We start from the raw sequence: 26,704 nt of genomic DNA, 5'->3' as shown, positions 1-26,704 counted from the left end.
CTACTGCTTATCGCCAAGTAGAATAGAATCGAGCGCAATAAGAACCATATCATTAAATGTAGTCTGGCGCTCTTGAGAGGTTGTCTGCTCCCCCGTTTTAATGTGATCTGATACGGTACAAATTGCTAATGCCTTGGCACCATATTCCGCTGCAACACCATAAATACCAGCAGCTTCCATTTCTACTCCGACGACTCCATATTTATCCATCACGTCAAACATGCTGGGATCGGGTGTATAAAACAGCTCAGCTGAAAATAGGTTGCCAATTTTTACATCAATACCACGCTGTTTCGCCGCTTCTTCTGCCGCTTTTACCATGTGATAGTCAGCGATAGCTGCAAAATCGTGATCTTTAAAACGCAGACGGTTAACTTTGGAATCAGTACATGCACCCATACCAATCACTACATCGCGTAATTTAATATCGGTATTTACGGCTCCACAACTACCGACGCGAATGATCTTCTTAACCCCAAAATCTTTGATTAATTCAGTGGTATAGATTGAACAAGATGGAATCCCCATCCCATGGCCCATTACCGATACTTTCCTGCCTTTGTAAGTACCTGTAAAACCGTACATATTTCTCACATCACACACCTGAACGGCATCTTCAAGAAAGGTCTCTGCAATATACTTAGCTCTTAACGGGTCACCTGGCATTAATACAACATCAGCGAAATCACCAGGTTCTGCGTTAATATGTGGCGTAGCCATAACTTCTCCTCATTTGAAGTTTCTATCTTTACTATTACTAAATTAATAATTTGTGTGTGATTCGTCTACTGCTGCGACATCCAACTCTTTGAGTAAATTAGACAATAAGCTTGATGCGCCAAAACGATAATGTTGAGGTGCAACCCAACTATCACCAAACATTTCCTTCGCCATGTCTAGATACACTTGGGCGTCTTCTGCCGTCTTCACTCCGCCCGCTGCTTTAAAGCCAACGCGGTCTTCCACTCCAAGTTCTTTGATCGTTTCCAACATCATTCTGGCGAACTCAGGTGTCGCATTAACGTCCACTTTACCTGTTGAGGTTTTGATAAAATCGGCTCCGGCTTCTATTGCAATACGGCTAGCCTGCTTAATCAGAATTTCTTCTTTAAGTTCACCAACTTCAATAATGACTTTCAGTAACTTACCTTGGCATGCAGCTTTACATTGTTTAACCAACTCAAATCCAGTTGCTGTATCTCCATCAATTAGCGCTCGGTATGGAAACACAACATCCACTTCATCCGCACCCACCTGTATCGCTTGCTCTGTTTCCATCACGGCAAGCACAATATCATCGCTACCCTCAGGAAAGTTAGTTACGGTAGCAACTGGAAGGTATCCAATACCTAATTCATTCAAACGTCGTTTAGCCACTGCAATAAATTGTGGGTAAATACAAATAGCGGCAGGTAATCCTGCTTGAGTGTTTGCTTTCATACACAGTGCTTCAATTGTCTCAACAGTATCATTCTCATTCAGACTGGTTAAATCCATCAATGATAGCGCCTGCTTAGCGACCAGCTTCAACTCACTCATTTTACTCATCCCAATATTATTTATTTCCAACTACAGATTAGCTTACTGTGTTCTGGCTCACATTCAAAAGAGAACCTGTACGCAATCGGTTGGCCTCTCACTCTTTTTTACCAAAAAAGAAAAAGCCCTTCAGGTATTCACCAAAAGGGCTTTCAAATCTAACAATCAATACATTACAGGGATAAGAATAAGCCTGCGATTGTCGCCGCCATGAGATTAGACAATGTACCAGCGACAACAGCCATAATACCCATACGTGCAATATCTTTACGACGAGAAGGAGCCATTCCCCCTAAACCACCGAGCAGAATAGCTAACGATGAAATATTCGCAAAACCACATAAAGCAAAAGCAATAATGGCCTGAGTTTTATCAGACATAGCCTGACCAGTAGCAGCAACAACTTGTGCCTGATCTCCAATGTAAGGAATGAAGTTTGAATAAGCAACAAACTCATTCATCACAATTTTCTGACCGATAAATGCACCTGCAGTTGTCGCTTCAGACCAAGGAACACCAATAATGTATGCAAGAGGAGAGAAAACCCAACCAAGAATGATATCGAGACTCAGGTTAGGTTGACCAATCCAGCCACCAACGCCGCCAAGAATACCGTTAACCAAAGCAATCAGTCCTATGAAGGCCAGTAACATTGCGCCAATATTCAGAGCTAACTGCATACCAACAGAAGCACCACCAGCCGCCGCATCAATAACGTTAGCAGGTTGTTCTTCATCATCATTAGCCGAAGCATCATACTCATCTTGAGGCTTTTCAGATTCTGGTTTCATTAATTTGGCAAAAAGAAGACCACCAGGTGCTGCCATAAAGGAAGCTGCAACCAAGTATTCTAAAGGAACCCCCATCGCAGCATATCCAGCAAGGACACTACCCGCAATAGATGCCAATCCACCACACATAATGGCAAACAGCTCAGAGTCAGTCATTCTCGCAATAAAAGGACGCACAACAAGAGGTGCTTCAGTTTGACCAACGAAAATGTTGGCTGCAGCAGACATAGATTCCGCTCGAGAAGTTCCAAGTGCTTTTTGCAAGCCGCCACCAATAATGCGGATAACCCACTGCATGACTCCGATATAATAAAGTACAGAAATCAACGCAGAGAAAAATACAACCGCAGGCAGAACTTGAAATGCAAAGATAAACCCAATACCTTCTACTGAGAAGTTGACCAAGCTACCAAATAGAAAGCCAACGCCATCTTTGCCGTAATCAATAACGTGCTGAATCCCCTTCGACACACTAGCAAGAAGATCTCTTCCCCATGGAACGTACAGGATAAAGCCACCCAGTAAAAACTGTACAGCAAATGCACCACCCACCGTGCGCAAATTAATCGCTTTACGATTATCTGAAAGGAGAACCGCCAATCCAATCAGGACAGCCATTCCCACAATACTCATTACTATACCCATACATTCTCCACAGGCTAAATTTAAACCAACTGGTCAACATTTAATTTCGGCGGGCGATTATATAGGCAGTCAAACAAAAAGTGATATAAACAAAACTAATATATGATCAAATGTCATTGGTACATTTGATTTTGTGACATATATCACAAATAACTGACCAGTAAGTTAATCAGTAAATTGCATATTTGGCTCACCGACTCACGATGTATTGTCCATTGTTACACAAAACAACCTACCGCCTCGCACCTTTAACAATATAGAAACAAGTCAGACATTCATCACATTTAGTATAAAAGTTACGAAATATTACCCATAAAACACCAACAAACTTCACAAAAAATCATTTAGTTTATGCTCCTTTCGCTTTATGATTCACAAATAATTAACATTAAAGTTTGGGTTAAATCAAAAACTGGTTAGAAAAAGCCATTCGATGTGAGTAACTCGATTTTATTTTTGCAAGGGATAGATAAAATACCTTGTGATTAATGATTCGCCGTCTTTAGCGGTTTGAAGACAACCATAGTAGCAGTGCAATAAAGGGAATATCCGGTGAAAAAAACAATACTAACACTCTCCACACTAGCTTTATCTATTTCATCTTTTTATGCGTTAGCAGATGCAAAACCTGCTGTTATTTACGATACAGCCGGTAAATTTGATAAATCATTTAACGAAGCCGTGTTCCAAAACGGTGTAAAGCCGATGGAAGCCGAAGGTGTTAAGGTTCGAGAATTTGAACCTCAAAACGAAGCCCAACGTGAACAAGGTCTTCGACGCCTTGCTAGTCGTGGCTTTAGCCCAATCGTTGCAGTTGGCTTCAACATGGGTTCAGCTGTCGAGAAAGTCGCTACAGAATTTCCAAATATTCACTTTACCATCTTAGATATGGTCGTCGACAAACCTAACGTTCAATCTGTTGTATTCAAAGAACAGGAAGGTTCATTCTTGGTCGGCGCACTCGCAGCTAAGTATTCTAAATCAGGAACTATCGGTTTCGTCGGCGGTATGGATATCCCCCTAATTCGTAAGTTCGAATGTGGTTATGTGCAAGGTGCTAAGTACGCAGTTCCTGATATTAAAGTATTAGAAAATATGACAGGTTCAACCCCAGCTGCGTTTTCGGATCCAGCAAAAGGTTCTGAATTAGCTAAGTCGCAATTTTCTCAGGGTGCGGATATTATTTACGCAGCAGCAGGCGGTACAGGACTTGGCGTTTATCAAGCAGCAGCAGATGCGGGCAAATACGCTATCGGTGTGGATTCAAACCAAAACCATCTGCATCCAGGAACCATGCTGACCTCAATGGTTAAATTAGTAGGTAAAGCAGCAAAAGACAGTTGGGAAGAGGAAATTAAAGGTGACTGGAAACCAGGCATAAAAGTACTCGGCCTAAAAGAAAATTCAGTTGATTGGGCTCTAGACAAAAATAACGAGTCTCTCATTTCAGCCGATTTAAAAACGTATATGGATGGCCTTAAAAAAGACATTATCTCAGGAAAAATCAGTGTTCATGACTACATGAGTGATAATACCTGTATCTATTAAGCCTGTATTTATTCGCTTAATTTTCTATTGAGCGCCGCTGGAAACAGCGGCGCTATGCTGTGTAAAGACAACTAACTTTTACTATTATCTTTTAAGGTTTTTACCAATTTCATTTTGAATATATGTTCAGGATATAAATGTGACCCGGACGACTCAATACGCCATAGAACTCAGCAAAATCGATAAACGATTTGGTGCTGTGCATGCAAACAAAGAAATAGATCTAAAAGTACCGAAAGGCACTATTCACGGAATAATTGGTGAAAATGGCGCTGGTAAATCAACATTGATGAGTATCATTTATGGGTTCTATCAACCCGATACAGGAACAATGCTGGTGGATAGCAATCCTTATCAGCCATCGGATTCTCAGGCTGCAATCAATGCTGGTATCGGTATGGTCCATCAACATTTTATGTTAGTTGATACCTTTACCGTTTTGGAAAACATTGTTCTCGGCGCAGAACAGGGCTGGAAGCTAAAAAATAGCTTATCCGCCGCTCGTAAAAAATTACAGCAATTAGAAAAAGACTATGGCCTAGATGTTCCTCTGGATGCGATTGTTGGTGAACTACCTGTCGGACTTCAGCAACGAGTAGAAATCCTTAAAGCACTTTACCGTGGTGCTAATATCCTAATTCTTGACGAGCCTACAGGCGTATTAACGCCACAAGAGGCCGATCACCTTTTCGCTATTTTAGATAAGTTACGCAAGCAAGGGACAACAGTCATGATCATCACGCATAAACTGCGTGAAGTCCTAGCCATAACAGATAATATTTCGGTTATGCGCCAAGGACAGATGGTCGCTCATGTCGCAACATCTACAACAAATAGAGAAGAGCTTGCTGAACTTATGGTCGGCAGAAAAGTTCGTCTAAAAGTCGATAAGCAACCCGCTAATCCCAAGCAGGAAAGAATAAAAGTCGAGAAACTTCGCTACGTAGACAGTAGCGGTGTTACACGTGTAAAAGACATTAGTTTCTCTGTACGCGAAGGCGAACTCGTTGGCATTGCAGGCGTATCCGGAAATGGGCAATCAGAAATACTGGGATTACTCTCAGGCATACTCAAGCCGACTTCAGGTTCCATTGAACTCAACGGACACACCATATCCTCTGAGTTTCCAGCGGATCCACGCCAAGTGAGATCCATGGGCGTTGGACACATACCCGAAGATCGTCATAAACAAGGATTAATCAACAAGTTTGAAGCACAAGAAGCCTACATTCTTGGTTACCATCATCTGGATAAATACAATAATGGCTGGCTCCAGAACAAAACAGCCATCGCAGAAAGCTGCCAAAAGAACATGGATAAATGGGATGTTCGCCCCGCCGATATTCACCTTAAAACTGCAAACTTTTCCGGTGGTAACCAGCAGAAGCTTGTCATAGCACGAGAAATGGAAGAAAACCCAGACGTGTTACTCATCGGTCAGCCAACACGAGGCGTCGATATCGGTGCAATTGAGTATATACACAAACAGATTATTGCTAGCAGAGACGCAGGCAAAGCTGTATTGCTCGTTTCTGTTGAACTTGATGAGATTCTATCCCTTGCGGATCGAATTATTGTCGTATTTGACGGAGATATTGTTGGTGAAATCGATGCATCCCAAGCTGATGAAAAAACACTGGGTCTAATGATGGCGAATATTGTTCCAGACCACCTTGTGAATCCGGAGGTGAAATCATGAGTCAGGCAAAAGTACCAGCTTGGGTATCGATTGGCTTGCTATCAGCTGTCAATATAGGCGTCGCTTTCTTAGTATCCGCGTTATTGTTTCTCTACATTGATATTAATCCGATAGACGCAGTCAAAGTCATGTGGACCGGTGCTTTTGGCTATGCAGAAGGAATCGGCTATACACTCTACTATACAACAGGGTTTATTTTTACCGGCCTTGCTGTCGCTGTTGCATACCATGCAGGATTATTTAATATCGGAGCCGAAGGACAGGCTTATATTGGTGGTCTTGGTGTTGGAATTGTCTGTCTGACATTGGGCGATTACGCTCCCTGGTATATCGTTTTTCCTGCTGCGGTTATTGCAGGCGGTGCATTTGGTGCGGCATGGGCCTTTATTCCCGCCTACCTGCAAGCCAAACGAGGTTCTCATATCGTTATTACCACGATCATGTTTAACTTCATTGCCGCCTCTTTAATGGCGTATTTACTCGTCGATATTTTCAAGCCAGAAAATACCATGGCAACGGAAAGCCGTGTTTTCGCCGCCTCAAGTTGGCTACCTAAAATTCATGAAATCCTTGGTGTATTTGGTATCGAGCTCGCATCAAGCCCACTCAATATCAGTTTTATCTTCGCTTTATTGTGCTGTGTATTCGTATGGCTATTTATCTGGCACACCCGTTGGGGATATGAAATTCGCTCCATTGGAGCCAATGCGTCTGCGGCCTCCTACGCTGGTATTAGCTACGTAAAAATCATCATCATTACTATGTTGATTTCGGGCATGCTGAGCGGATTTTTTGGTATCAACGTTCTTCAGGGTGAATTGCATCAAATCAAGCTTAACTTTGTTGAAGGTTTCGGTTTTACAGGAATTGCAGTCGCTTTAATGGGACGTAACCATCCTGTCGGTGTATTCCTTGCCAGTTTACTGTTTGGTTTTCTTTATCAGGGAGGCGCTGAGTTAAGTTTTGAATATGGCGTCGATCGCAATATTGTCGTGGTACTTCAAGGGCTGGTTATTCTATTTTGTGGTGCGCTGGAGCATATGTTCCGCCCTTCACTCGAAACATTTTATCTACGAATATTTTCGTCTAGCAAAAAACAGGAGGCCTAACGATGTTTGAGACAATTATCGTTATGCTGGATGCCACTATCCGAGTTGCAGCTCCACTAATGCTTGCAGCGTTAGCAGGCATGTTTAGTGAGCGCTCAGGAGTAGTCAATATTGCGCTTGAGGGTAAACTTCTTGCGTCTGCTTTCGCTGGCGCTGCCGTTGCACACACGACAGGTTCAGCCTGGATAGGGTTATGCGCAGGTGTGGCAATATCAGTTCTTTTGGCCCTAATTCACGGCTTTGCCAGTATCACTCACCGAGGAGACCAGGTGGTCAGTGGTATGGCAATTAATATTTTAGCCGCTGGCCTTACGGTGACGTTGGGCCGCTATTGGTTCCATCAAGGAGGACAAACGCCCTCTCTGTCTGGTGCCGCACGATTCGCGCCAATTACCCTTCCTGGAGCGGATGCTATTCAAGACGTACCGGTGATTGGTTTACTGTATTCAGAGCTCATCAGTGGTCACTCTATCATTGAATACGTGGCTTTTATTGCTGTACCGCTTTCTTGGTATGTGTTGTTTAACACTCGATTTGGCTTGCGCCTAAGAGCCGTAGGGGAATCACCTGCTGCGGTTGATACGGCTGGGATATCCGTGGTGGGAATGCGTTACGGCGCTATGGTTATTTGCGGCATCTTGGTCGGATTAGGCGGAGTTTACCTCTCTGTTGGACAAACAGCACAATTCCTTCCTAATATGAGCGCAGGGAAAGGCTATATGGCGCTAGCGGCTTTGATTTTTGGTAAGTGGCGTCCATTTACTGCAATGGGAGCCTGTTTACTTTTCGGTTTCCTAGACGCGTTAGCAATCCGACTGCAAGGTGTAAGCATTGGAGGCATTGCCATTCCAGTTCAAGCAATCGAGGCTATGCCTTACATACTTACTGTTTTTCTGCTTGCGGGCTTTATCGGTAAAGCTATCGCTCCAAAAGCAATTGGTGTTCCTTACACCAAAGAGAGAGAGTAATGATAAAGGGTGCGAGAGCACCCTTTTATTTCACTGAAAATTGGAATAAATCGACACTGTTTTGCCACAGAGCCTGAGCAACAATCTCCGGCTCTTCACTTCTCAAATTCTGTAATGCGACTAATACCTCAGGGAGATACTTAGGATGGTTTGGTTTACCTTGCCTTCCATATAAGGGCATATCTGGAGCGTCAGTTTCCAACACAAGACATTCCAAAGGAAGCTGACTAATACATTGACGTGTTTTATTGGCTCGGAGATAGGTAATCGTCCCCCCAACACCAATCTTCATTCCCAGATCGACTAGTTCCATAGCCTGCTGATAACTGCCAGAAAAACCATGTACTACTCCACCAATTAAATTGGGGAATTGTCGCAACACTTTTGCCACTTGAGAGTGCATCTTGCGACTGTGGACTATAACCGGTAACTGATGCTTAACGGCCAATTCAATTTGAGTGGAGAAGATATCTAATTGGCGCTCATATGGCGTTTCGACCATCGCATCTAGCCCACATTCCCCAATCGCAACACAATGTTTGCGATATTGGTCTAGCCAAGAACTCAAGGAGTCAAGATCACTGTCGGTGATATTATCAAGAAAATAGGGATGAATTCCGAATGCACCATAGACTTGGCCCGCGTATTGGGTTGCCAGTGAATAGACTCTGTCCCAATTCTGCGGGCCGATAGAAGGAACAACAATCTTTTCCACACCCACATTTTGAGCGTACTGCAGTTCCTTCTCAAAACTCTGATTAAACACATCAAAATCAAAATGGCAGTGAGTATCAATCAAGGCAAATATATCCGTTATTGCTCTTCACGGTAGAAAACGAGTTCTTTATCGGACGACTCAGATTCGACAAAATAATATCCAGCAGTATCAAACTGCTTTAACTTTTCGACATCGTTGATCTCATTTTCAATGATATAACGAGCCATCATGCCCCGCGCTTTTTTAGCATAAAAACTAATAACTTTGTACTGACCCTTTTTACAGTCTTTAAATACGGGGGTGATGATATTACCTTTTACTTTTGCGGGTTTAACTGACTTAAAATACTCGTTGGATGCTAAATTAACCAGAGTAGATGTATCAACATCAGCCATAGCCGCATTGATTTTATCAGTAATGATATTGCCCCAGAATTGATAGAGATTGGAGCCACGAGGATTGCCTAACTTTGTACCCATTTCTAGCCGATAGGGTTGCATGAGATCCAGAGGTTTAAGTAAGCCATATAGACCTGAAAGCATTCGAAGATGACCCTGCGCATAATTAAAGTTTTGCTCTGAAAATGTTTCCGCTTCTAATCCGGTATACACATCACCTTTAAAAGCCAAAATAGCCTGACGCGAATTGTCTAAAGTAAATGTCTCACTCCATTGCTCAAATCGAGCTGCGTTTAGACCCGCAATTTTATCACTCACTTTCATCAGTGATGCAATATCGGCAGGAGAGAGTTTACGACATACTTCGATAAGCTCTTTAGAGTCTTCCACAAGCTCAGGGTAAGTGAACTCTTTTGTCGCCAAAGGCGATTCGTAATCGAGTGTTTTTGCTGGAGATACGACAATAAGCATGACTTTAATTCCTGTAACCGTATTATTTTGATTTATATAAGAGTACAAAAAAAGCCATGCATTGTCTGCATGGCTCTTCCTATCTATCCTATTGATTTGCTCTATTAAGAGGACTTGGAACGATCCCATACCCCATCTTCGAGTTGCGACTTTAACTCTGGATAGTCATTCACATCAAATGTCGGCACTTTCCCTTGTTTCAACTGCTGATTGTAATCTTTAGCAAGTTTCACAACGATGCCAGAAAGCAAAATGATCGCGACCAAGTTAACGATAGCCATCAGTCCCATAGAAACATCCGCTAAAGACCAAACGGTTGGAAGCGTTGCAACTGAGCCAAATAGAACCATAGCCAAAAAGACTAGGCGGAATAGCGCTAACCCTTTTTTGTTATTATGCTCGAGGAACACAAGATTAGTCTCCGCATAGGAGTAATTCGCAATGATTGAGGTAAATGCAAAGAAGAATATTGCCAGCGCAATGAAGACTGCTCCCCAATCACCGACCTGAGCATTTAAAGCTCGCTGCGTTAGCTCAATACCTGTAATTTCACCATGAGGAACGTACTCGCCTGACATCAGAATAATCGCCACAGTACACGAGCAAATTACGATAGTATCAATGAATACACCGAGCATCTGTACATATCCCTGAGACGCTGGATGCGGAGGATAAGGGGTTGCCGACGCAGCAGCGTTCGGAGCAGAACCCATTCCGGCTTCATTGGAGAAAAGTCCTCGTTTAACCCCATTGATCATAGCCTGAGCAACCATATAACCTAATCCACCAGCAGCCGCTTCCTGGAAACCAAATGCGCTTTTGACGATAAGGGAAATAACAGCAGGAAGCTTATCGATATTAGTAATAAGCACAAATAATGCTATCGCTAAATAAACTAAAGCCATAAACGGTACGACTAACTCCGCTGTACGCGCTATCTTACGGATACCTCCAAAAATAACGAACGCCGACAGAATCATGATGCCAATGCCAATATAGAGCGGCTCAAAGCCAAATGCCGTATTTAGAGCGTTAGTAATAGAGTTTGCTTGTACTGCGTTAAATACCAAACCAAACGCGATCATAAGAAAGATGGAAAATAGAATTCCCATCCAACGCATACCCAGCCCTTTCTCCATATAGTAGGCAGGACCACCACGATAATTACCGTCTTTATCTTTGGTTTTATACAATTGAGCGAGAGTACTCTCAGCGAATGACGTGGCCATTCCAACCATAGCCGTCACCCACATCCAAAAAATGGCACCAGGTCCACCAGCAGTTAGTGCTACGGCCACACCAGCCATATTACCGGTACCAACTCGTGCCGCTAGACTAGTACACAATGCTTGAAAAGAAGAGATACCGGCTTTATCCGATTTACGAGAGTTTTTTAACACTTTGAACATATGGCCAAAGTGACGAACCTGAATAAAACCGAGTCGAAACGTAAAGTAAATTCCGACACCGACAAGAAGATATACAAGAATTGATCCCCAAAGAAGATCATTCATTAAATTGATTAAATCAGTCACAAGAACCTCTGGTGGCTATCTAAATAACATCATCCGTTACATAGCATATAACTCATTGCGTCCTTGCTGCCTATCATCTCTCATCATTAAGAGGATATTGCTATCATTTGTTAAATATAAAAAATAAAGGCGAGTTTAACTTATCTTTGGGCGTGGATAATGCTATCGAACAGACGAAAAATCAACACAGGATTGTGGATACGCCATACGAACCATGTTACACGATAGTACTTAAAACCATAGTTATTTAACAATTAATATACAAAAATTTAAAAAATACTCTTTACAAAAAACAAAAAAAAAGCGATTCTCAGATTGCATCCCATTGTGAAGAGGATTCATGGATTAAGAGTTAGGACAGCATTAATAGGTTGTGAAGAGCACGTTCTTCTAACTTAATTAGGTTCAGAATGTTCTGTTTAATAATTCGCCAAGTAAAGGTTAATTAATTTAACAAATATTCTGGATAAATCCTGGTACCGATGGCTTTAGATGATGATTTTTTATTCTAATAGCGTCTCTAAAATTTGTGATAGAGCTATTGAAATATAAAAAATCTGTCATTGAATAGAAACATTTGAGAAACAATTCAAAGTTACTCTTATTGAAATCGTGTTATCTATTCGGCTGTCAAAAATGTTGGCAATGGCTAAAAGAGGCTAAATTATGGATGATTTACACCTTGTAGAACTTCTCGAAAAAGAAATAAATAAAATTCGTGCACAACGCTCTAAACCGTCCAAAAGGATGTGGCGAGAAATCGAAGAGATTCGGGATAGACGTAGGCTAGAACAGGAGCTTCTCGAGATGGATGTCTGCTTAGACATCGATGATCTAAAAATTTAATTCATATAAAAAAGGCTCAGAATATATTTTTGAGCCTTTTTTATTTTCTACTGAATAAAGCCATTGGCGGATTTAAGCATTTTCTTCTTGCTTATCTTGACGCACCCTGGCTGCTAACTGTTTATATTGTTCAGCAATCGTATCGCCAAAGACAGGGTCATCTTCATTTTTTAACCACTGTTTTTCGAGGTATTGCCAATCTTCCACAACAAATGTTTTATTCACGAGTGGAATGATTTCTCTTTCTTCTAAATCTAAATGCTGTTTCTGTGACACAATAAAATCAGAAAGCTGCTCTAAAAATACTTCTTGAGGAACGATAGCATCCTGAAGAATCATCTCAACGATCTCTAAAAATCGATGAGTTCTTTCAGATAACTCGACATGATCATTAGCAAGATCCGAAATATTTTTATCACTACCATACTTCTCCATGAAGTAGTAATAAATTAAATCCTCTTTAGGGTGATGAATAGCTTCAGAGTGAGAAGAAAGGTAATCTACAATCTCTTTCACCAAACTGTAATTCACATTTTCTTCATTCTGCAATCTCTGGAGCTGATTCCGTAAAATAGCAAGCAAACGAGTCATATAACCATGTTCACGCCTAATCCGTTCTATCATCATCATGCTTCTCCAATGCATTGTACTAAACGGATTGTATAAGATCTTACTTCAAGCTGCTTTGACTCTAGTCGAAAAAACGCTATTTAAATGTCGCCTAGTTTGGGTTGCCAATCAATTGGTGTCAGCCCCTGCTGCACAAGGATTTGATTAGTTTTAGAAAAGTGCCCACAGCCCAAAAATCCACGATGCGCAGACAATGGCGATGGATGGGGTGCCATCAAGACATGATGTTTCGACTTATCAATAATCCGACCTTTCTTTTGTGCGTGAGCTCCCCACAGCAAAAAAACCACGTTTTCTCTACTCTCATTAATAGTTGCTATGACTTTATCTGTGAAGGTTTCCCATCCACAATTAGCATGAGAGTGAGCCTGCCCCTGCTCTACTGTTAATACGGTATTAAGTAATAATACACCTTGTTCAGCCCAACTTTGTAAATAGCCATGATTCGGAATTTGAAATTCGTCGATATCACTGGCGAGTTCTTTGTACATATTGACTAAGGAAGGGGGAGTTTTAACGTTAGGAAGTACAGAAAAACACAAGCCGTGAGCCTGATTAGGACCATGATAAGGATCCTGACCTAGAATCACGACTTTGATATCAGAAAACTCCGTAAAACGGAACGCATTAAAAACGTCCCTCGCAGCCGGATAAATGATCTTACCTTTGTTACGCTCGGACTCAACAAAAGCCATTATCTGCTGGAAGTACGGTTGCTCTTTTTCTGCACCAATAACATCATGCCATGTAGTTAGGTTTGTCATAAAACGATCCTAAATTGTTTGCTTTAAGACTATTTTACCGACAAACCCTATGACATAACATGAGTTTTCTGTATTAAATCAGTGGTTATGATTTGGTTTTTGTGGTGCTCTGTGGTGACCCTGACCATTAATATGTCGATTTGGCATCGGCATACGAGGTGCAGGACGACTGGCAGTGCAGGTTGTTTTACTGAAAGACATAATGACCTCCGATATTCATATAGACATAAATGAGCTAATAATCTTTTCTCATATAATGATATGAAAAAACGATGCCAACTTATCAACAATTAAAAAATTATTTTCACTATGAATGAAAAGATTGTATTAGATCAATTTCTGCTGGCCAAAGATCCGGATCTATTGTCTCCAGAATCAAAGGAATACCATTAAATCTCTGGTCTCTCCCTATAAACTCAAAGCATTCTAAACCAATTTCACCTTTACCTAGTGAATGGTGCCTATCAACTCGACCGCCAAGAGGGATCTTTGAATCATTTAAATGCATTGCCCTTAAATAGTGCATACCAACTGTTTTTGAAAAATCTTCAAATGTTTTATCACAAGCATCAAAGCTTGAAAGATCGTACCCAGCGGCAAATAAATGACACGTATCGAGGCAAATTCCGACCCTTTTTTTATCTTCTACTTGCTCAATCAAAAAGGCGAGATGATCAAAATGAAAGCCAAGGTTTGATCCCTGACCAGCGGTGTTTTCAATAACAGCAACAACATTATCAACCTTTTGATGAGCCAAGTTAATGGACTCAGCAATAGTTTCCAGACAGGCTTTTTCACTGACTTTATTGAGATGACTTCCTGGATGGAAATTAAGAAGTGTTAAACCAAGCTGATTACACCTTTCCATCTCATCATAAAAAGCATGGCGAGATTTTGCCAGTTTCTCCGGTTCAGGGCTGCCTAGGTTAATAAGATAGGAGTCATGTGGTAAGATTTTCTCAGAGGAAAATCCATATTTATGGCAATTGGCTTTAAAGGCCCGAATGCTTTTCTCATCTAATGGCTTTACATTCCACTGCCTCTGGTTTTTTGTAAATAAGGCAAATGCACTTGCTCCAATTTCATGAGCTCTTAATGGTGCATTTTCAACGCCTCCAGCCGCCGATACATGTGCGCCAACCCATTTTTCTAAACTTCTGTTAACCGCTTTTTGCATTTGATCTCTCTGAGTTACATTCGTAATGGTTCTTCAACACGTTATAAATGTTGAATCATTTTTTCCGACGAAAATGTAGTAAAATTACACCAAAACAATCATTAAAATAGATTTTATAAATTAAAATAAACTGTAGCACGTAATAATAACAATACTTTATTGATATCAATCAAAAGCAGAGCTTGTGCAAAGCCAATAAAAAATGTAGTTTTTTGACATAAATCAATATTAAAACTAAGGTTATTTGCTATATAATGTGTACGTCAGCAATATTGAAAATTAACACCAATCAATTCCATTAAGGATTAGGAGTTCATAATGATTCAAGGTATTCAAATTACTAAATCAGCAAATGATAACTTAGTTAACTCAATCTGGCTTCTTGATACAGAAAAAAACGAAGCACGTTGTGTTGCTGCTGAAGCTGGTTTTGAAGAGAACCAAATCATCTCTGTCAGCGATCTTGGCGAATACGAGAGCCGTGATTTAGCAATTGAAACAGCACCTCGCATTGAAGGTGGTCAGCACCTAAATGTTAACGTATTAAAACGCGAAACTCTTCTTGATGCGGTTGAGAATCCAGAAAAATACCCACAGTTAACCATTCGTGTTTCTGGTTATGCTGTACGCTTTAACTCTCTAACTCCAGAACAACAACGTGATGTGATTGCTCGTACTTTTACAGAGACAATGTAATTTAAATAGAGATTTAGACATAAAAAATGGCGCTATAAGCGCCATTTTTACTTTCGATTAAAGCTTATTTCTGTACTTTACGTAATACAGCTTTTAACGCATCAAAATCATTATCTAGAGCTTCAGACAACAACTCCATTGCAGCATGTTTTGCCAGTGGACCTGGCAGTTCTATATCCGTACCAAGAATATCATCAACCACTTCTTTAAACTTAGCCGGATGAGCTGTACACAGGAACAGACCTGTTTCACCATCTTGAAGTTGTTCATTCAATACACGATAAGCGATTGCACCATGCGGTTCACATAAATAGCCAAGATCATTCAGTTCTTTTACAGAAGCAGCACTTTCTTGATCTGTAACAGCACCTTTACCTAACGTATCTAAACCCCAGTTCTTAATAGAACACAGTTCTTCGATTCGAGGCCAGTTATTTGGCTGACTCACATCCATCGCGTTTGATGTTGTGGCAATTGTCTGTTTTGGCTCCCACTTACCTGTTTCAAGGTAGCGTGGCACAGTATCGTTCACATTAGTCGCCGCGATGAAGCGCTTGATTGGTAAACCAAGAGCTTTCGCCAACAAACCAGCAGTCAAGTTACCGAAGTTACCACTTGGAACAGACACGACCAAATTTTCGCGTTCTGCTTTGCTCATTTGAGATGCGGCTTCGAAGTAGTAGCAAATCTGAGCCATCAGACGGCTAATGTTGATCGAGTTGGCTGAGTTCAATCCAATTTCTTCACGCAACTCTTGATCATCAAATGCTTGCTTAACTAGAGACTGACACGCATCGAAATCACTATTGATAGCGACAGTATGAATATTTTTACCCAGAGTACAGAACAGTTTTTCCTGCAGGCGGCTAATTTTTCCTTTCGGGTAAAGAATCACAACATTGATGTCTTCCATGCCATAGAACGCATGAGCGACAGCAGCACCAGTGTCACCAGATGTTGCTGTTAAGATCGTGATTTTTCCACCATTGGATACAGCAGCTAAAGATTGAGCCATAAAGCGGCCACCAAAATCTTTGAAAGCCAATGTTGGTCCATGGAACAGCTCAAGTGCGTATACGCCATCTTTTACTTTATTAATCGGAGCTGGGAACTGAAACGCTTCATTGACCATTTCAGATACTTTTTCTGCAGGTAGCTCATCACCAATCAACGCTGATAAAATCTTGGCACTGCGTGCAGTAAAGTCTTCCGCTAGCAGGGCATCAATATCATCAAACTTAGGCAATTCTGCTGGAAAAAATAATCCCTGATTTCGACCTAATCCTTGACGGACAGCCTGGCCGAAAGATACTTGTTCATCATTCTCTTTTATATTGTAAAGCTTCATAGCTCACTTCCTGTCAGTTTCGATCCTTGTTTATCTAAACGACAAATATGGACGAACCCTTCTTCGTTCTGTACATAATTCTGTTCTAACCACCGAGCTACTCGCTCAGCGACATCTTTTTCTTTGCAGATACTGAATAATGTCGGACCGCTACCTGAAATACCAGTCGTTAAAGCACCTGCAGATGCAGCATAGCTGCGGGCGTTTGCAAAACCAGGCAGAAGTTTCTCACGATATGGTTCTGCGATCACGTCTTTAATCAGTTTAGCGGCTAATTCCGGCTGATTTGAATGACAAGCATGGATAAATCCAGCCAAGTGACGGCCGTGAGCTATCACATCTTGGCGACGATATTGAGATGGAAGAATTGCTCTGGCTTCAGCAGTCGATACTTTGATTCCTGGATACGCCATGACCCAATACCACTCATCAAAGCAAGGTACTTCCTGACTAATGATCCCCAGTTCTTCCAGCATAAGCTGCAAGCCACCTAAATAACAAGGTGCGACGTTATCATAGTGAATTCCACCAGATATTTTACCTTCCATCTCACCCATAAGAGCCAGCAGCTCCATCTCACTCAAAGGGTTATTATGGAACTGATTCAACGCATCTAATGCGGCAACAATAGAGCAAGCGCTTGAGCCAAGCCCAGAGCCAATAGGCATGTTCTTTTCGAGCGTCATTTCAAGAGGTAAAAGCTTGCCACCTTTTTTCTCTAGTTCACGCTTAAACACTACCCAGCAATCATAAACAATGTTTTCTTTTGGATCCGAAGGTAGCTTGGATACAAAATGGCCAGCAAGGTTTAATGAATACTCGGTATTACTACTTTTTACTTCAACACGATCACCTAACAGAGTGCCATCGATCGGGGACACTGCGGCCCCCAAAACATCAAAACCAACACTCACATTACCGATTGAAGCCGGTGCATAAACCACGACACCTGAATTCTGTTCATTCATTCTATTACGCCCCTAATTTCCATCCTAGCGTACGCATTACATCCGCAAAAACACCTGCAGCAGTTACTTCTGTACCTGCACCATAACCACGCAATACCAATGGTATTGGCTGATAGTAACGGCTATAGAAAGCTAATGCGTTTTCTCCATCCTTGATTTTAAACATAGGGTTATTTTCATCAACCTGAGCGATTTTAACTCGGCATTTACCCTCAGCAATTTCACCGACGTAACGAAGAACTTTACCTTCTTTCTGTGCTTCAGCTAAAAGTTCAGAGAAATAGGCGTCAGCTGCAGGAAGTCGATCCATAAAATCTTCGACAGAGCCACTCGCATCGAATCCTGGTGGCAGCGCTAATTCAACATCAACATCAGAAAGCTCTAATTTCATACCTGCTTCACGGGCAAGAATAAGCAGCTTACGCGCAACGTCCATACCAGATAAATCGTCACGAGGATCTGGCTCTGTGAACCCTTTGTCTTTTGCGATTTGAGTCGCCTGGCTTAATGTTAAGCCTTCATCTAATTTACCAAAGATAAATGATAAGGAACCAGAAAGAATTCCATTAAATCTCTCTAGCTCGTCCCCTGCTGCGATCAGATTTTGCAGGTTTTCGATAACAGGCAAGCCAGCGCCAACTGTTGTTTCATACATCAAGCGACGACGAGAACGACGAGCTACATCACGCAGTTGCTGATAGTAAGCCATACTCGCAGTATTCGCTTTTTTGTTTGGTGTCACAACGTGGAAACCTGCTGAGATAAAATCAGCATACTGATTAGCAATCTCATCACTAGACGTACAATCAACCAAGACAGGGTTGATAATATGGTTGCGTTGAACCAACGCGATGAGTCTTGCAAGACTGAACTCTTCAGTAACCCCGCCAAGACGATCACGCCAATTATCTAGCGGTAAGCCTTCCGCATCTAGAAGCAGTCCTTTGCTGTTTGCAAGACCGCACACGCGGATAATAATCCCTTTCGCAGCTAATTTAGGCTGCTGACGTGAGATTTGGTCGATAAGTTCACCACCGACACCACCAACACCAACAACAAATACGTCTAAATGGTGTTTAGCGTTGAATAAGTTCTCGTGACACGCTTTGATAGCTTCTGAGATCTTATCTTCAGAAATCACAGCGGAGATTGCACGCTCGGAAGAACCCTGAGCAATAGCAACGATGTTCACATGAACTTCAGCAAGAGAACGGAAGAACTGCGATGCAATACCACTGGCAGTTCTCATGCCATCACCCACCAAGGTTACAATCGCAACATGATCGATGAAATCAACTGGCTCAAGAATGCCATCTTTCAACTCGAGTTCGAAAGCCTCAGATAACGTTTGTTCGGCTTTAGCTTTGTCCTGGGCTTCAATACAGAAGCTGATTGAGTATTCAGAAGACGATTGTGTAATTAAAACAATAGATACACCAGCGGAAGACATTGCACCAAATACGCGGCTTGCCATGCCAACCATACCTTTCATACCCGGACCGGACACATTGACCATTGTCAGGTTATTCAGCGTTGTAATGCCTTTAATTGGCAGATTATCTTCGCCAGTATCCTGACCGATGAGCGTACCTGGACCTTGAGGGTTAAAGCTGTTTTTGATTAGACAAGGAATTTGGAAGCGGGCAATTGGAGCTATAGTTTTAGGATGAAGAACAGAAGCACCGAAATAAGATAATTCCATTGCTTCCTGATAACTCAATGATTTCAGTAAGCGGGCATCATGAACTAATCGTGGATCACAGTTATAAACGCCATCAACATCAGTCCAGATCTCGCAGCAATCAGCACGTAGACAAGCTGCAAGTACGGCCGCTGAGTAATCTGAGCCGTTACGACCAAGACAGACTAACTCACCCTTATCATTCCCAGCAGTAAAACCAGGCATGATAATAACATGCTCACTTGGTAAAGGGTTACGTTTGAAATTTTCAGTCGAAATATCGACATCAACCATCGCTTCCAAGTGATTACCTTGTGCATAAAGATATTCGGTAGGATCTATGAGATGTGCTTTTTGCCCCTTAGCTTCCAGAACCGCTTTCATTAACTGAATAGAGATTCTCTCGCCCTTACTGATAATTCTTGCATTGACATTATCAGGGCACATACCTAATAGGCCGATACCGTGAACAAATTGACGTAGAGTAGAAAGAGACTTGGTGACTGTCTCCTGGAATGCAGTACCATCAATCGTTGGTAACTCTTGCTTAATTCCTGCAAACAATTGATCAAATGAGGTTTGAAGCTCCTCAATTTGCACCTCTGATTCACCATTTTTTAAAGCAGACTCAATTATTGCAACAAGTTTATTTGTTGTTTTACCTGGCGCAGATAAGACAACAGAAACCTCTTCTTGCTTGGCATTGTTTGCCACAATTTGCGCAGCTCTTAAGAACCGGTCGGCATCAGCTAATGACGAACCACCGAACTTTAATACACGCATCCCTTCCTCCAATACATCATAGGTATAAAAAAAGGGCCTGCATCTTGTTGGATACAGGCCCTTAATTCTAAAAATTTCGCTCAGCAGCCTGCCCCAACACTCGTAATGTCGGTAATAATAATGGTGGTAATCATTACTAATGGGCAGTATGCGTTCATTTACAAATTCACTATTTTATTCGTTTTGCGTTTGCTGCCCCTACGTTTACCTTATTTTTATAGGGGGCGTCAATTAAAACTTACTATTTTTTGCTCTAAGTTCGAATTTCATTGATAAAAGCACGTAATTTCATATCAAAACAGAACGAAGTGATTAAATTTCGAGCTCTTTAGGTGATAAAACAATACCATTCCAATCTGAATATAAATAATCACCAGGCTGAATCGATTGGTTAGCAATACGCAATGTAATGTTGACATGTCCCGAGTCATGGTTGTTTGACTTTTTAGGGCAAACAGCAAAAGCTTTAATCCCTAAATCCCTATCAGCGAGTGCACCTACTTCACGAACGGCACCGTAGATAACAACGCCTTCCCAGTTGTTTTTCATCGCAATAGCGGCAAGCGAGTCATCAAATAACGCCACATCACTCGAACCATTCCCATCAACAACTAACACTTTGCCTTTACCATCCTGACTTAATAGTTCAGTCACTTTCGCATTATCTTTGAAACAACTAACAGTAACGACTTGACCAAAAAAAACACTTCTATAGCCGAAGTTATGTAAGGGCAGATCAAGTATCTGAATATCGGAGTTATACTTGTCGCAAATAACAGTAGTGATATCTTTCATTATTCCTCCATGATTCTTATTAAGGCTTTTTTATAATTCTATCTTTGAACGGTCCCAGATGAGACGAACGCTTATCGATACATGAATACAAGTACAACTCTCCATCGGAGACATAATAAATTGCATTCTGAGAATATTTTTCCCCAAGAGCCAGTGCATCTTCTAACGTCATATTGACTGCAAAACTCTCTTCAACCCACTGAAACTCACGATCTCCCGCGAGCAAAGGAAAATACTGAAATCGGGTTAAGTCTCGCAGGAGCTCCATATTATACTCCTGATTTTTTACATATGACACTGGTATACTCAATGGGTTCCAAGCCGTAATAATCGCATAATTAGGAAATGAGATGCCATGTGATACATCAAAAACAGTGTCAATATAGGCACTCCATAACTGAGAATCGGTCATTATATCCTTCTGTTTTTCATCAATATTACTAATGTTACCTTGAGGTTACGAGCTCTTGATGTAAATCAACAAAATGTGTGGAAGGAACATTTTGTCATTGTTACTATGCTGTTAACAAGATAGAATTTACACAGTAAAAGCCCAATATTATAACGGCATGCAGCCATACCCCCCATGGAAGGCGGAAATCGAATCTGAGTATTCTTTTTGGGTACTTTAGGTTAATATCAACATAACATGACTAATATGTTATCTTTTACCTATAATTTATTGCGTTTTAATACAATTTTTTAACAAGTTTAGGTACCGCCGATGCAAACCCCGCAGATTCTTATCGTAGAAGATGAGCAAGTTACTCGTAATACGCTTAAAAGTATTTTTGAAGCAGAGGGATACAGTGTATTTGAAGCCAGCAATGGTGACGACATGCACAGAGTACTTTCCGATCAATCCATCAATCTTGTAATAATGGATATTAACTTGCCAGGGAAAAATGGCCTACTACTTGCTCGTGAATTGAGAGAGCAAGCAGATGTTGCTCTTATGTTTTTAACGGGTCGTGACAATGAAGTGGACAAAATTCTTGGACTAGAAATTGGGGCTGATGATTATATTACTAAGCCTTTTAACCCAAGAGAACTTACTATTCGCGCTCGTAACCTACTAGGTCGTTCGATGACAGCGAACGCAGTCCACGAAGAAAAACGTAATGTTGAAGCATACCGATTCAATGGATGGGAGTTGGATATCAACAGTCGTTCTCTTATTAGCCCTGATGGAGGTTCATATAAGCTTCCTCGTTCAGAGTTTAGAGCACTGCTTCATTTTTGTGAAAACCCAGGAAAAATTCAGACACGTGCTGATTTATTGAAAAAAATGACAGGTCGAGAGTTGAAGCCTCATGACCGGACTGTCGATGTAACAATCAGACGTATTCGTAAACATTTCGAATCAGTGAATGGTACTCCAGAAATCATCGCGACTATTCATGGTGAAGGTTATCGTTTCTGCGGTGATATTGATTTATAATATTGAGTTACACCAGTTATAAAGGCCCTTCAGGGCCTTTTTTTATTCAACTGTGTTTATCACTACTTTTTTATCGATTAACCAAGCTTCATCGGAGTCATTAGAAAAAAGCACCAATACATCGATTGGAATTTGCATATTCAATCCTGAGAGAGTGAATGAGATAGTCCATTGATTTTCAGTACTAATATCAATTTCGAACTGATCTTCCGAAAGACTAATCGACTTACCTTCCTGATAAATAATGAGGTTCTTTATACGATAATCGGCTGGAAGTTGAGATTCAGAGGACAAGAGTACCTCGCCCTTAAATTTAATATCATCAGACTGCATATCCTGATTATCAATATCATCAACCCATACATTACTTGATACTTCAACCGGTTCTCCAGTGATCTCACTGAAGCGCGGCGTACCATCTAAGTCATCATAATCAACGCTGGAACACCCTGACAGTGCAATCCCTAACAGACTCACCAAAGCGAACGTTTTCATAAATTACCTATTTTCTAACCACTGTTTTAATAATTGAATATCTTTAGAATACTCATTTTTTATTTCTTCAACCCAGTCACTAATATTTTCCCACCAAGCGGGTGCTTCTGGTGTCTGAGCTTTTTGCGCAACTTTTTGGATACGAGCTAAACCAATAGAACCGGCTGCACCCTTAATTTTATGCGCTTCAGAAACGATAGCATCCTGATCCTTGGCCATCATATTAGAATCAAGAATTGCAATATATCCAGGCATCATATCTTCAAACATTTTAATGCTATCTAATACCGGCTGAGGACCGACAATATCGACGTAAGAGTTAAGCATGTCGAGATCCAACACGCTCTGATAGTCGTTCTTATCAGTGCTGGTAGAATTCATATCAATCCCCGCCGTAGCTGTAGAACTCTCTTGTACTTTCTTTTCAATACCGCTTATCTGAGTTTGCCGCTCTAAAACATCCCTGACTGCTGTTACGGATAAAGGTTTACTGATCGCATCATCCATACCGTTTCTTATATATTCGTTTTTATCTTTAAGTACATTGGCCGTCAGTGCAACTAAAGGTGGTAACGGTCCGTCTTGCTGGAAACGCTGACGAATGGTCTGTGCGATATCAAATCCCGTCATATCAGGTAACTGAATATCTAGGAAAACAAGATCAAACTTATTAGGTTCAAACATATCCAACGCTTCATGCCCAGTCATAGCAACAGAGACCGTATGACCCAAACTTTCCAGTAACGAACGGGCAACAGTCACATTTAACTCAATGTCCTCAACCATAAAGATATTAAGACTTCTTTGCTGTATTGGTTGCTCTGTTACAGATTCAGGAATAACCGCTAACGGAGCCGTTAATGTCACGGTGAATGTGCTTCCATACCCTTCTTCACTGGATACGACGATATCACCGTTCATCATATTCATAAGTTGTTTCGAAACCGCCAGACCAATACCGGTCCCAACAGCATGAAGATTATCTTTATCCGACTTGACCTGATAATACATCGCAAATATTTTATCTAGGTCTTCTTCAGGTATACCAATACCAGTATCTTCAATATCAATGGAAACAAAGGCATCTGCACCTTGAATATCGGCACTTACCGTCATTACGACGCCGCCCTCTTTCGTGAACTTCATCGCATTACTTAATAAGTTCCAAATAACTTGCCGTAAACGCGTTCCATCAATTTCAATCGCAACCGGAAGATCGCTCAAACGGTCCAAGTCGAAGCGTAGCCCTTTTTGCTCTGCCATCAAGGCCGCCAGACTCTCGATCTCAACAATAAACTCTTCAAAATTTAGCGGCTCAGGGAACAACTCTAGCTTTTTACGATCAAACTTATCCATGTCGATAATATCGTTAAAGATATTCCCTAATGTCACGGCACTGACATTTATTGTCTGCATATACTTGCGCTGATCTTCGGTTAGTGTTGTATCCAACAACATTCGACTAAGACCCACAATACCGTTCAGTGGTGTTCTCAATTCGTGACTAATAGTTGAAATAAAGGTGGTCTTATCCCGGCTGGCTTTTTCCAGCGACTCTTCATGACGTTTTCTTTCGGTAATATCACGGCCAAAGCCGACCAATCCAAGGTGACGACCTTCGTTGGAATAGAAGGGAACTTTACGAATCTCAAAATAGCTTTTACGACCATCAGGGTATTCAAGCCATTGTTCATAGGTAATAGAACAATTATTTTTGAATACATGGTCATCCGTTTCAATGACAAGATGAGCGACATCTTCGCTATATACCTGCCTTGGCGATAAACCGACCAGCTCACTTTCTCTTTTTCCCGTCAGCTCTTCCATTGCTCGGTTACAACCAGAGAAAACACCATTAGCGTTACGGTAATAAATCAGGTCTGGTGATGCGTCGATAAAAGAACGTAATAAGGCTGTTCTTTCGGCAAGTTCTAGCTGAGTTTTTTCCCTCTGGTATACTTCATTTTCCAGATCAACCATCGCCTCTTCACGAGCTTCTTCAGCCTTTATCCTCTCCTCTATTTCCTGATTCAATTTCACGATATTCTGTTGCAACTGATAATTCAGTTCCTGATCGCGGAAGCGCATGTCTTTTAGCTTCGACACCAGTTTAGATAATCGTTGACGAGATTCTTCCAATTGGTCCACGACAACTGATAAAAAATACACAGCCCAAGGTGTAATTATTAAGCCGAAGAAAACAGAACGAATGATATCAATATCGTCAACAAAGCCCTTTAATGCGAGAGTAATGCCAACTTGAACCACAACGGCCAAAGCAACTAATGCAAGGGCTAAAAGAATGGAAAACCGCAGAATTCCCAGCTTAACAAGCAAATCAACATAATACTGCGCTAGATTCTTCATTGGTTTCATTGACAACTCCAACACTCAACGGGGAATAATAAATTCATATTTATCTCGTATTTGAATAGCTAAGTGTATGATGTTGCCAACTATTCGTCACGCGACATTTCGTACAAATGGGTGGCCGAGCAGTGAGCCTTGAGCTCCGTCCCGATTTAGCGCTTTTTCTATCTCCCCCATGGCAAGCCAACGATTTTCACACCAAAGGGGAGATAAAAGAGTGGGTCTCCTCGCTGCAGATGACACACGGTGGTAGACAATATCAGCAGGCGTCATGCGAATCATCTCACTAGCTGCATCAACATAGAATTCGAGTGATGGCGCTTCTAATCTACCGGCTCGCCAAGATTTCGCCATTACACTTCCTTCAACGATGTGTAAACTGTGCAATTTTATTCCATCAGTCCCCACTGCCAGCACTTTCTCCATCGTCGTTATATTATCGCTTTTACTTTCATCGGGCAGGCCGACGATAAGATGAGTGCACACTTTTAATCCCATCATTCTGGCTGTATGAGTTATGGCTGAATAAGCTGAAAAGTCATGCCCACGATTGATTCGATGTAACGTTTTATCATGAGCACTCTGTAGTCCCAATTCTAACCAAACTTCATATCCCTGCTGAACATAGCCACTTAATAACATTAGAACTTCTTGAGGAACGCAATCAGGACGGGTGCCAACACATAAACCAACAATATCAGCACTCCTAAGTGCCTGCTGATACATTTGATCGAGTAACTGCACTTCTGCGTAAGTATTGGTATAAGCCTGAAAATACGCGAGGTATTTCTTTGCTCGGGTGACCTCCTCAGCTCGTCGTTCAAGCTGCTGTTGAATAGAGGACGATTTAGCGGTCTCATCTACAAATGATGACACGTTACAAAATGTGCACCCGCCTCTCCCAATCGTTCCATCCCGGTTGGGGCAACTGAACCCTCCGTGCAGGGTGAGTTTATGAACTTTCTCACCATAACGATGTTTGAGATCCTGACCTATTGTATTCACCAGTTCGTGTAGTTGTTTCAAATCCCACCCCATAAATGAGAATAAATATCGTTAACAAAATATGTAATTGAATAACGAGATTGATTTTTAAATAACGAGCTTACCTCTTAGCAAAAGCATTCATTCTGGTAAATATCAATAAAGGCGTGATTTTTCAGTAATTCATATGGAATGTTAGATAAATGTAAATAAAACTCTCCTATTTTGACGAAAAAAAAGTGAGTTTTATGTCATTTTCTATTGGAATTCACTGCAACAAAATTGTAGGATACTTACACTTTCGA

General features: G+C 41.3%; 25 protein-coding genes. 7 read left to right on the top strand and 18 right to left on the bottom strand.

Annotation, left to right across the window (positions count from 1 at the left end; all coding sequences use genetic code 11):
• The 3 genes from deoD to EES38_RS11850 form a co-directional block, all read right to left on the bottom strand.
• The gene (gene deoD / locus EES38_RS11860; protein ID WP_124937410.1) at positions 1-720 is read right to left on the bottom strand and encodes a purine-nucleoside phosphorylase; all 720 of its coding nucleotides are present in this window, start codon (positions 718-720) and stop codon (positions 1-3) included.
• A 42-nt stretch (positions 721-762) separates the two neighbouring features.
• Entirely contained in the window at positions 763-1,539 is a 777-nt protein-coding gene (gene deoC, locus EES38_RS11855; RefSeq protein WP_124937409.1) for a deoxyribose-phosphate aldolase, read from the bottom strand.
• A gap of 173 nt (positions 1,540-1,712) precedes the next feature.
• Positions 1,713-2,975 carry a NupC/NupG family nucleoside CNT transporter gene (locus tag EES38_RS11850; RefSeq protein ID WP_124937408.1) on the bottom strand — a complete coding sequence of 421 codons (1,263 nt, stop codon included), beginning with the start codon at positions 2,973-2,975 and terminating at the stop codon, positions 1,713-1,715.
• A gap of 552 nt (positions 2,976-3,527) precedes the next feature.
• On the opposite strand from EES38_RS11850, the gene EES38_RS11845 reads away from it, so the two are divergent.
• The 4 genes from EES38_RS11845 to EES38_RS11830 all read left to right on the top strand — a co-directional run bounded on the left by EES38_RS11845 (position 3,528) and on the right by EES38_RS11830 (position 8,299).
• Complete coding sequence (locus tag EES38_RS11845) at positions 3,528-4,523, top strand: BMP family lipoprotein (protein ID WP_124937407.1); 996 nt, start codon at positions 3,528-3,530, stop codon at positions 4,521-4,523.
• 139 nt (positions 4,524-4,662) lie between these two features.
• A complete protein-coding gene (locus EES38_RS11840) occupies positions 4,663-6,222 on the top strand; it encodes an ABC transporter ATP-binding protein (protein WP_124937406.1) in 1,560 nt (519 codons plus the stop codon).
• Positions 6,219-7,331 (top strand): ABC transporter permease, encoded by a 1,113-nt coding sequence (locus EES38_RS11835; protein ID WP_124937405.1) that lies wholly within the window; start codon positions 6,219-6,221, stop codon positions 7,329-7,331. Before EES38_RS11840 ends, EES38_RS11835 begins: the two co-directional genes overlap by 4 nt.
• 2 nt (positions 7,332-7,333) lie before the next feature.
• Positions 7,334-8,299 carry an ABC transporter permease gene (locus EES38_RS11830; protein ID WP_124937404.1) on the top strand — a complete coding sequence of 322 codons (966 nt, stop codon included), beginning with the start codon at positions 7,334-7,336 and terminating at the stop codon, positions 8,297-8,299.
• Between the two features lie 25 nt (positions 8,300-8,324).
• On the opposite strand, the gene EES38_RS11825 is transcribed toward EES38_RS11830, so the two are convergent.
• The 3 genes from EES38_RS11825 to EES38_RS11815 form a co-directional block, all read right to left on the bottom strand.
• Complete coding sequence (locus EES38_RS11825; protein WP_124937403.1) at positions 8,325-9,098, bottom strand: TatD family hydrolase; 774 nt, start codon at positions 9,096-9,098, stop codon at positions 8,325-8,327.
• Between the two features lie 14 nt (positions 9,099-9,112).
• Complete coding sequence (gene yaaA / locus EES38_RS11820) at positions 9,113-9,886, bottom strand: peroxide stress protein YaaA (RefSeq protein ID WP_124937402.1); 774 nt, start codon at positions 9,884-9,886, stop codon at positions 9,113-9,115.
• A 104-nt stretch (positions 9,887-9,990) separates the two neighbouring features.
• Positions 9,991-11,421: an alanine/glycine:cation symporter family protein gene (locus tag EES38_RS11815; protein WP_124937401.1), complete on the bottom strand. Its 1,431-nt coding sequence runs from the start codon at positions 11,419-11,421 to the stop codon at positions 9,991-9,993.
• A 666-nt stretch (positions 11,422-12,087) separates the two neighbouring features.
• Here EES38_RS11815 and EES38_RS11810 point away from each other — a divergent pair.
• Positions 12,088-12,267 carry a DUF3545 family protein gene (locus EES38_RS11810; protein WP_124937400.1) on the top strand — a complete coding sequence of 60 codons (180 nt, stop codon included), beginning with the start codon at positions 12,088-12,090 and terminating at the stop codon, positions 12,265-12,267.
• A 72-nt stretch (positions 12,268-12,339) separates the two neighbouring features.
• On the opposite strand, the gene EES38_RS11805 is transcribed toward EES38_RS11810, so the two are convergent.
• From EES38_RS11805 to nfo, 4 genes are all read right to left on the bottom strand, one after another.
• Complete coding sequence (locus EES38_RS11805) at positions 12,340-12,894, bottom strand: hemerythrin domain-containing protein (protein WP_124937499.1); 555 nt, start codon at positions 12,892-12,894, stop codon at positions 12,340-12,342.
• Positions 12,895-12,977: 83 nt separating this feature from the next.
• The gene (gene ung, locus EES38_RS11800) at positions 12,978-13,661 is read right to left on the bottom strand and encodes a uracil-DNA glycosylase (RefSeq protein WP_124937399.1); all 684 of its coding nucleotides are present in this window, start codon (positions 13,659-13,661) and stop codon (positions 12,978-12,980) included.
• A 78-nt stretch (positions 13,662-13,739) separates the two neighbouring features.
• A complete protein-coding gene (locus EES38_RS22620; protein WP_279432215.1) occupies positions 13,740-13,862 on the bottom strand; it encodes a hypothetical protein in 123 nt (40 codons plus the stop codon).
• A gap of 106 nt (positions 13,863-13,968) precedes the next feature.
• A complete protein-coding gene (gene nfo / locus EES38_RS11795; RefSeq protein WP_124937398.1) occupies positions 13,969-14,838 on the bottom strand; it encodes a deoxyribonuclease IV in 870 nt (289 codons plus the stop codon).
• A gap of 318 nt (positions 14,839-15,156) precedes the next feature.
• Here nfo and grcA point away from each other — a divergent pair, with 318 nt between their 5' ends.
• Complete coding sequence (gene grcA / locus EES38_RS11790; protein WP_124937397.1) at positions 15,157-15,534, top strand: autonomous glycyl radical cofactor GrcA; 378 nt, start codon at positions 15,157-15,159, stop codon at positions 15,532-15,534.
• Between the two features lie 64 nt (positions 15,535-15,598).
• On the opposite strand, the gene thrC is transcribed toward grcA, so the two are convergent.
• From thrC to EES38_RS11765, 5 genes are all read right to left on the bottom strand, one after another.
• On the bottom strand, positions 15,599-16,882 hold the full coding sequence (gene thrC, locus EES38_RS11785) for a threonine synthase (protein ID WP_124937396.1): 1,284 nt from the start codon (positions 16,880-16,882) through the stop codon (positions 15,599-15,601).
• Entirely contained in the window at positions 16,879-17,850 is a 972-nt protein-coding gene (gene thrB / locus EES38_RS11780; protein WP_124937395.1) for a homoserine kinase, read from the bottom strand. Before thrB ends, thrC begins: the two co-directional genes overlap by 4 nt.
• 4 nt (positions 17,851-17,854) lie before the next feature.
• On the bottom strand, positions 17,855-20,314 hold the full coding sequence (thrA, locus tag EES38_RS11775; RefSeq protein ID WP_124937394.1) for a bifunctional aspartate kinase/homoserine dehydrogenase I: 2,460 nt from the start codon (positions 20,312-20,314) through the stop codon (positions 17,855-17,857).
• A gap of 312 nt (positions 20,315-20,626) precedes the next feature.
• Complete coding sequence (locus tag EES38_RS11770; protein WP_124937393.1) at positions 20,627-21,109, bottom strand: putative 4-hydroxy-4-methyl-2-oxoglutarate aldolase; 483 nt, start codon at positions 21,107-21,109, stop codon at positions 20,627-20,629.
• Positions 21,110-21,128: 19 nt separating this feature from the next.
• Complete coding sequence (locus EES38_RS11765; protein ID WP_124937392.1) at positions 21,129-21,521, bottom strand: DUF3293 domain-containing protein; 393 nt, start codon at positions 21,519-21,521, stop codon at positions 21,129-21,131.
• 312 nt (positions 21,522-21,833) lie between these two features.
• Between EES38_RS11765 and arcA the strand changes: the two genes are divergently transcribed.
• On the top strand, positions 21,834-22,550 hold the full coding sequence (arcA, locus tag EES38_RS11760) for a two-component system response regulator ArcA (RefSeq protein WP_124937391.1): 717 nt from the start codon (positions 21,834-21,836) through the stop codon (positions 22,548-22,550).
• 42 nt (positions 22,551-22,592) lie between these two features.
• Here the strand turns inward: arcA and EES38_RS11755 are convergent, their stop codons facing one another.
• The 3 genes from EES38_RS11755 to mnmL all read right to left on the bottom strand — a co-directional run bounded on the left by EES38_RS11755 (position 22,593) and on the right by mnmL (position 26,441).
• Complete coding sequence (locus EES38_RS11755; RefSeq protein WP_124937390.1) at positions 22,593-23,045, bottom strand: hypothetical protein; 453 nt, start codon at positions 23,043-23,045, stop codon at positions 22,593-22,595.
• Between the two features lie 3 nt (positions 23,046-23,048).
• Entirely contained in the window at positions 23,049-25,421 is a 2,373-nt protein-coding gene (gene arcB, locus EES38_RS11750; protein WP_124937389.1) for an aerobic respiration two-component sensor histidine kinase ArcB, read from the bottom strand.
• An 87-nt stretch (positions 25,422-25,508) separates the two neighbouring features.
• Positions 25,509-26,441, bottom strand: coding sequence for a tRNA modification radical SAM protein MnmL/YtqA (mnmL, locus tag EES38_RS11745; protein ID WP_243694190.1), 933 nt, complete (start codon positions 26,439-26,441; stop codon positions 25,509-25,511).
• Between the last annotated feature and the right edge of the window lie 263 nt (positions 26,442-26,704).

It is taken from the genome of Vibrio viridaestus (assembly GCF_003856525.1).
Classification (GTDB): domain Bacteria; phylum Pseudomonadota; class Gammaproteobacteria; order Enterobacterales; family Vibrionaceae; genus Vibrio; species Vibrio viridaestus.
The sequence above is the reverse complement of the archived record's forward strand: the minus strand, read 5'-3'. Positions and strand labels throughout refer to the sequence as shown.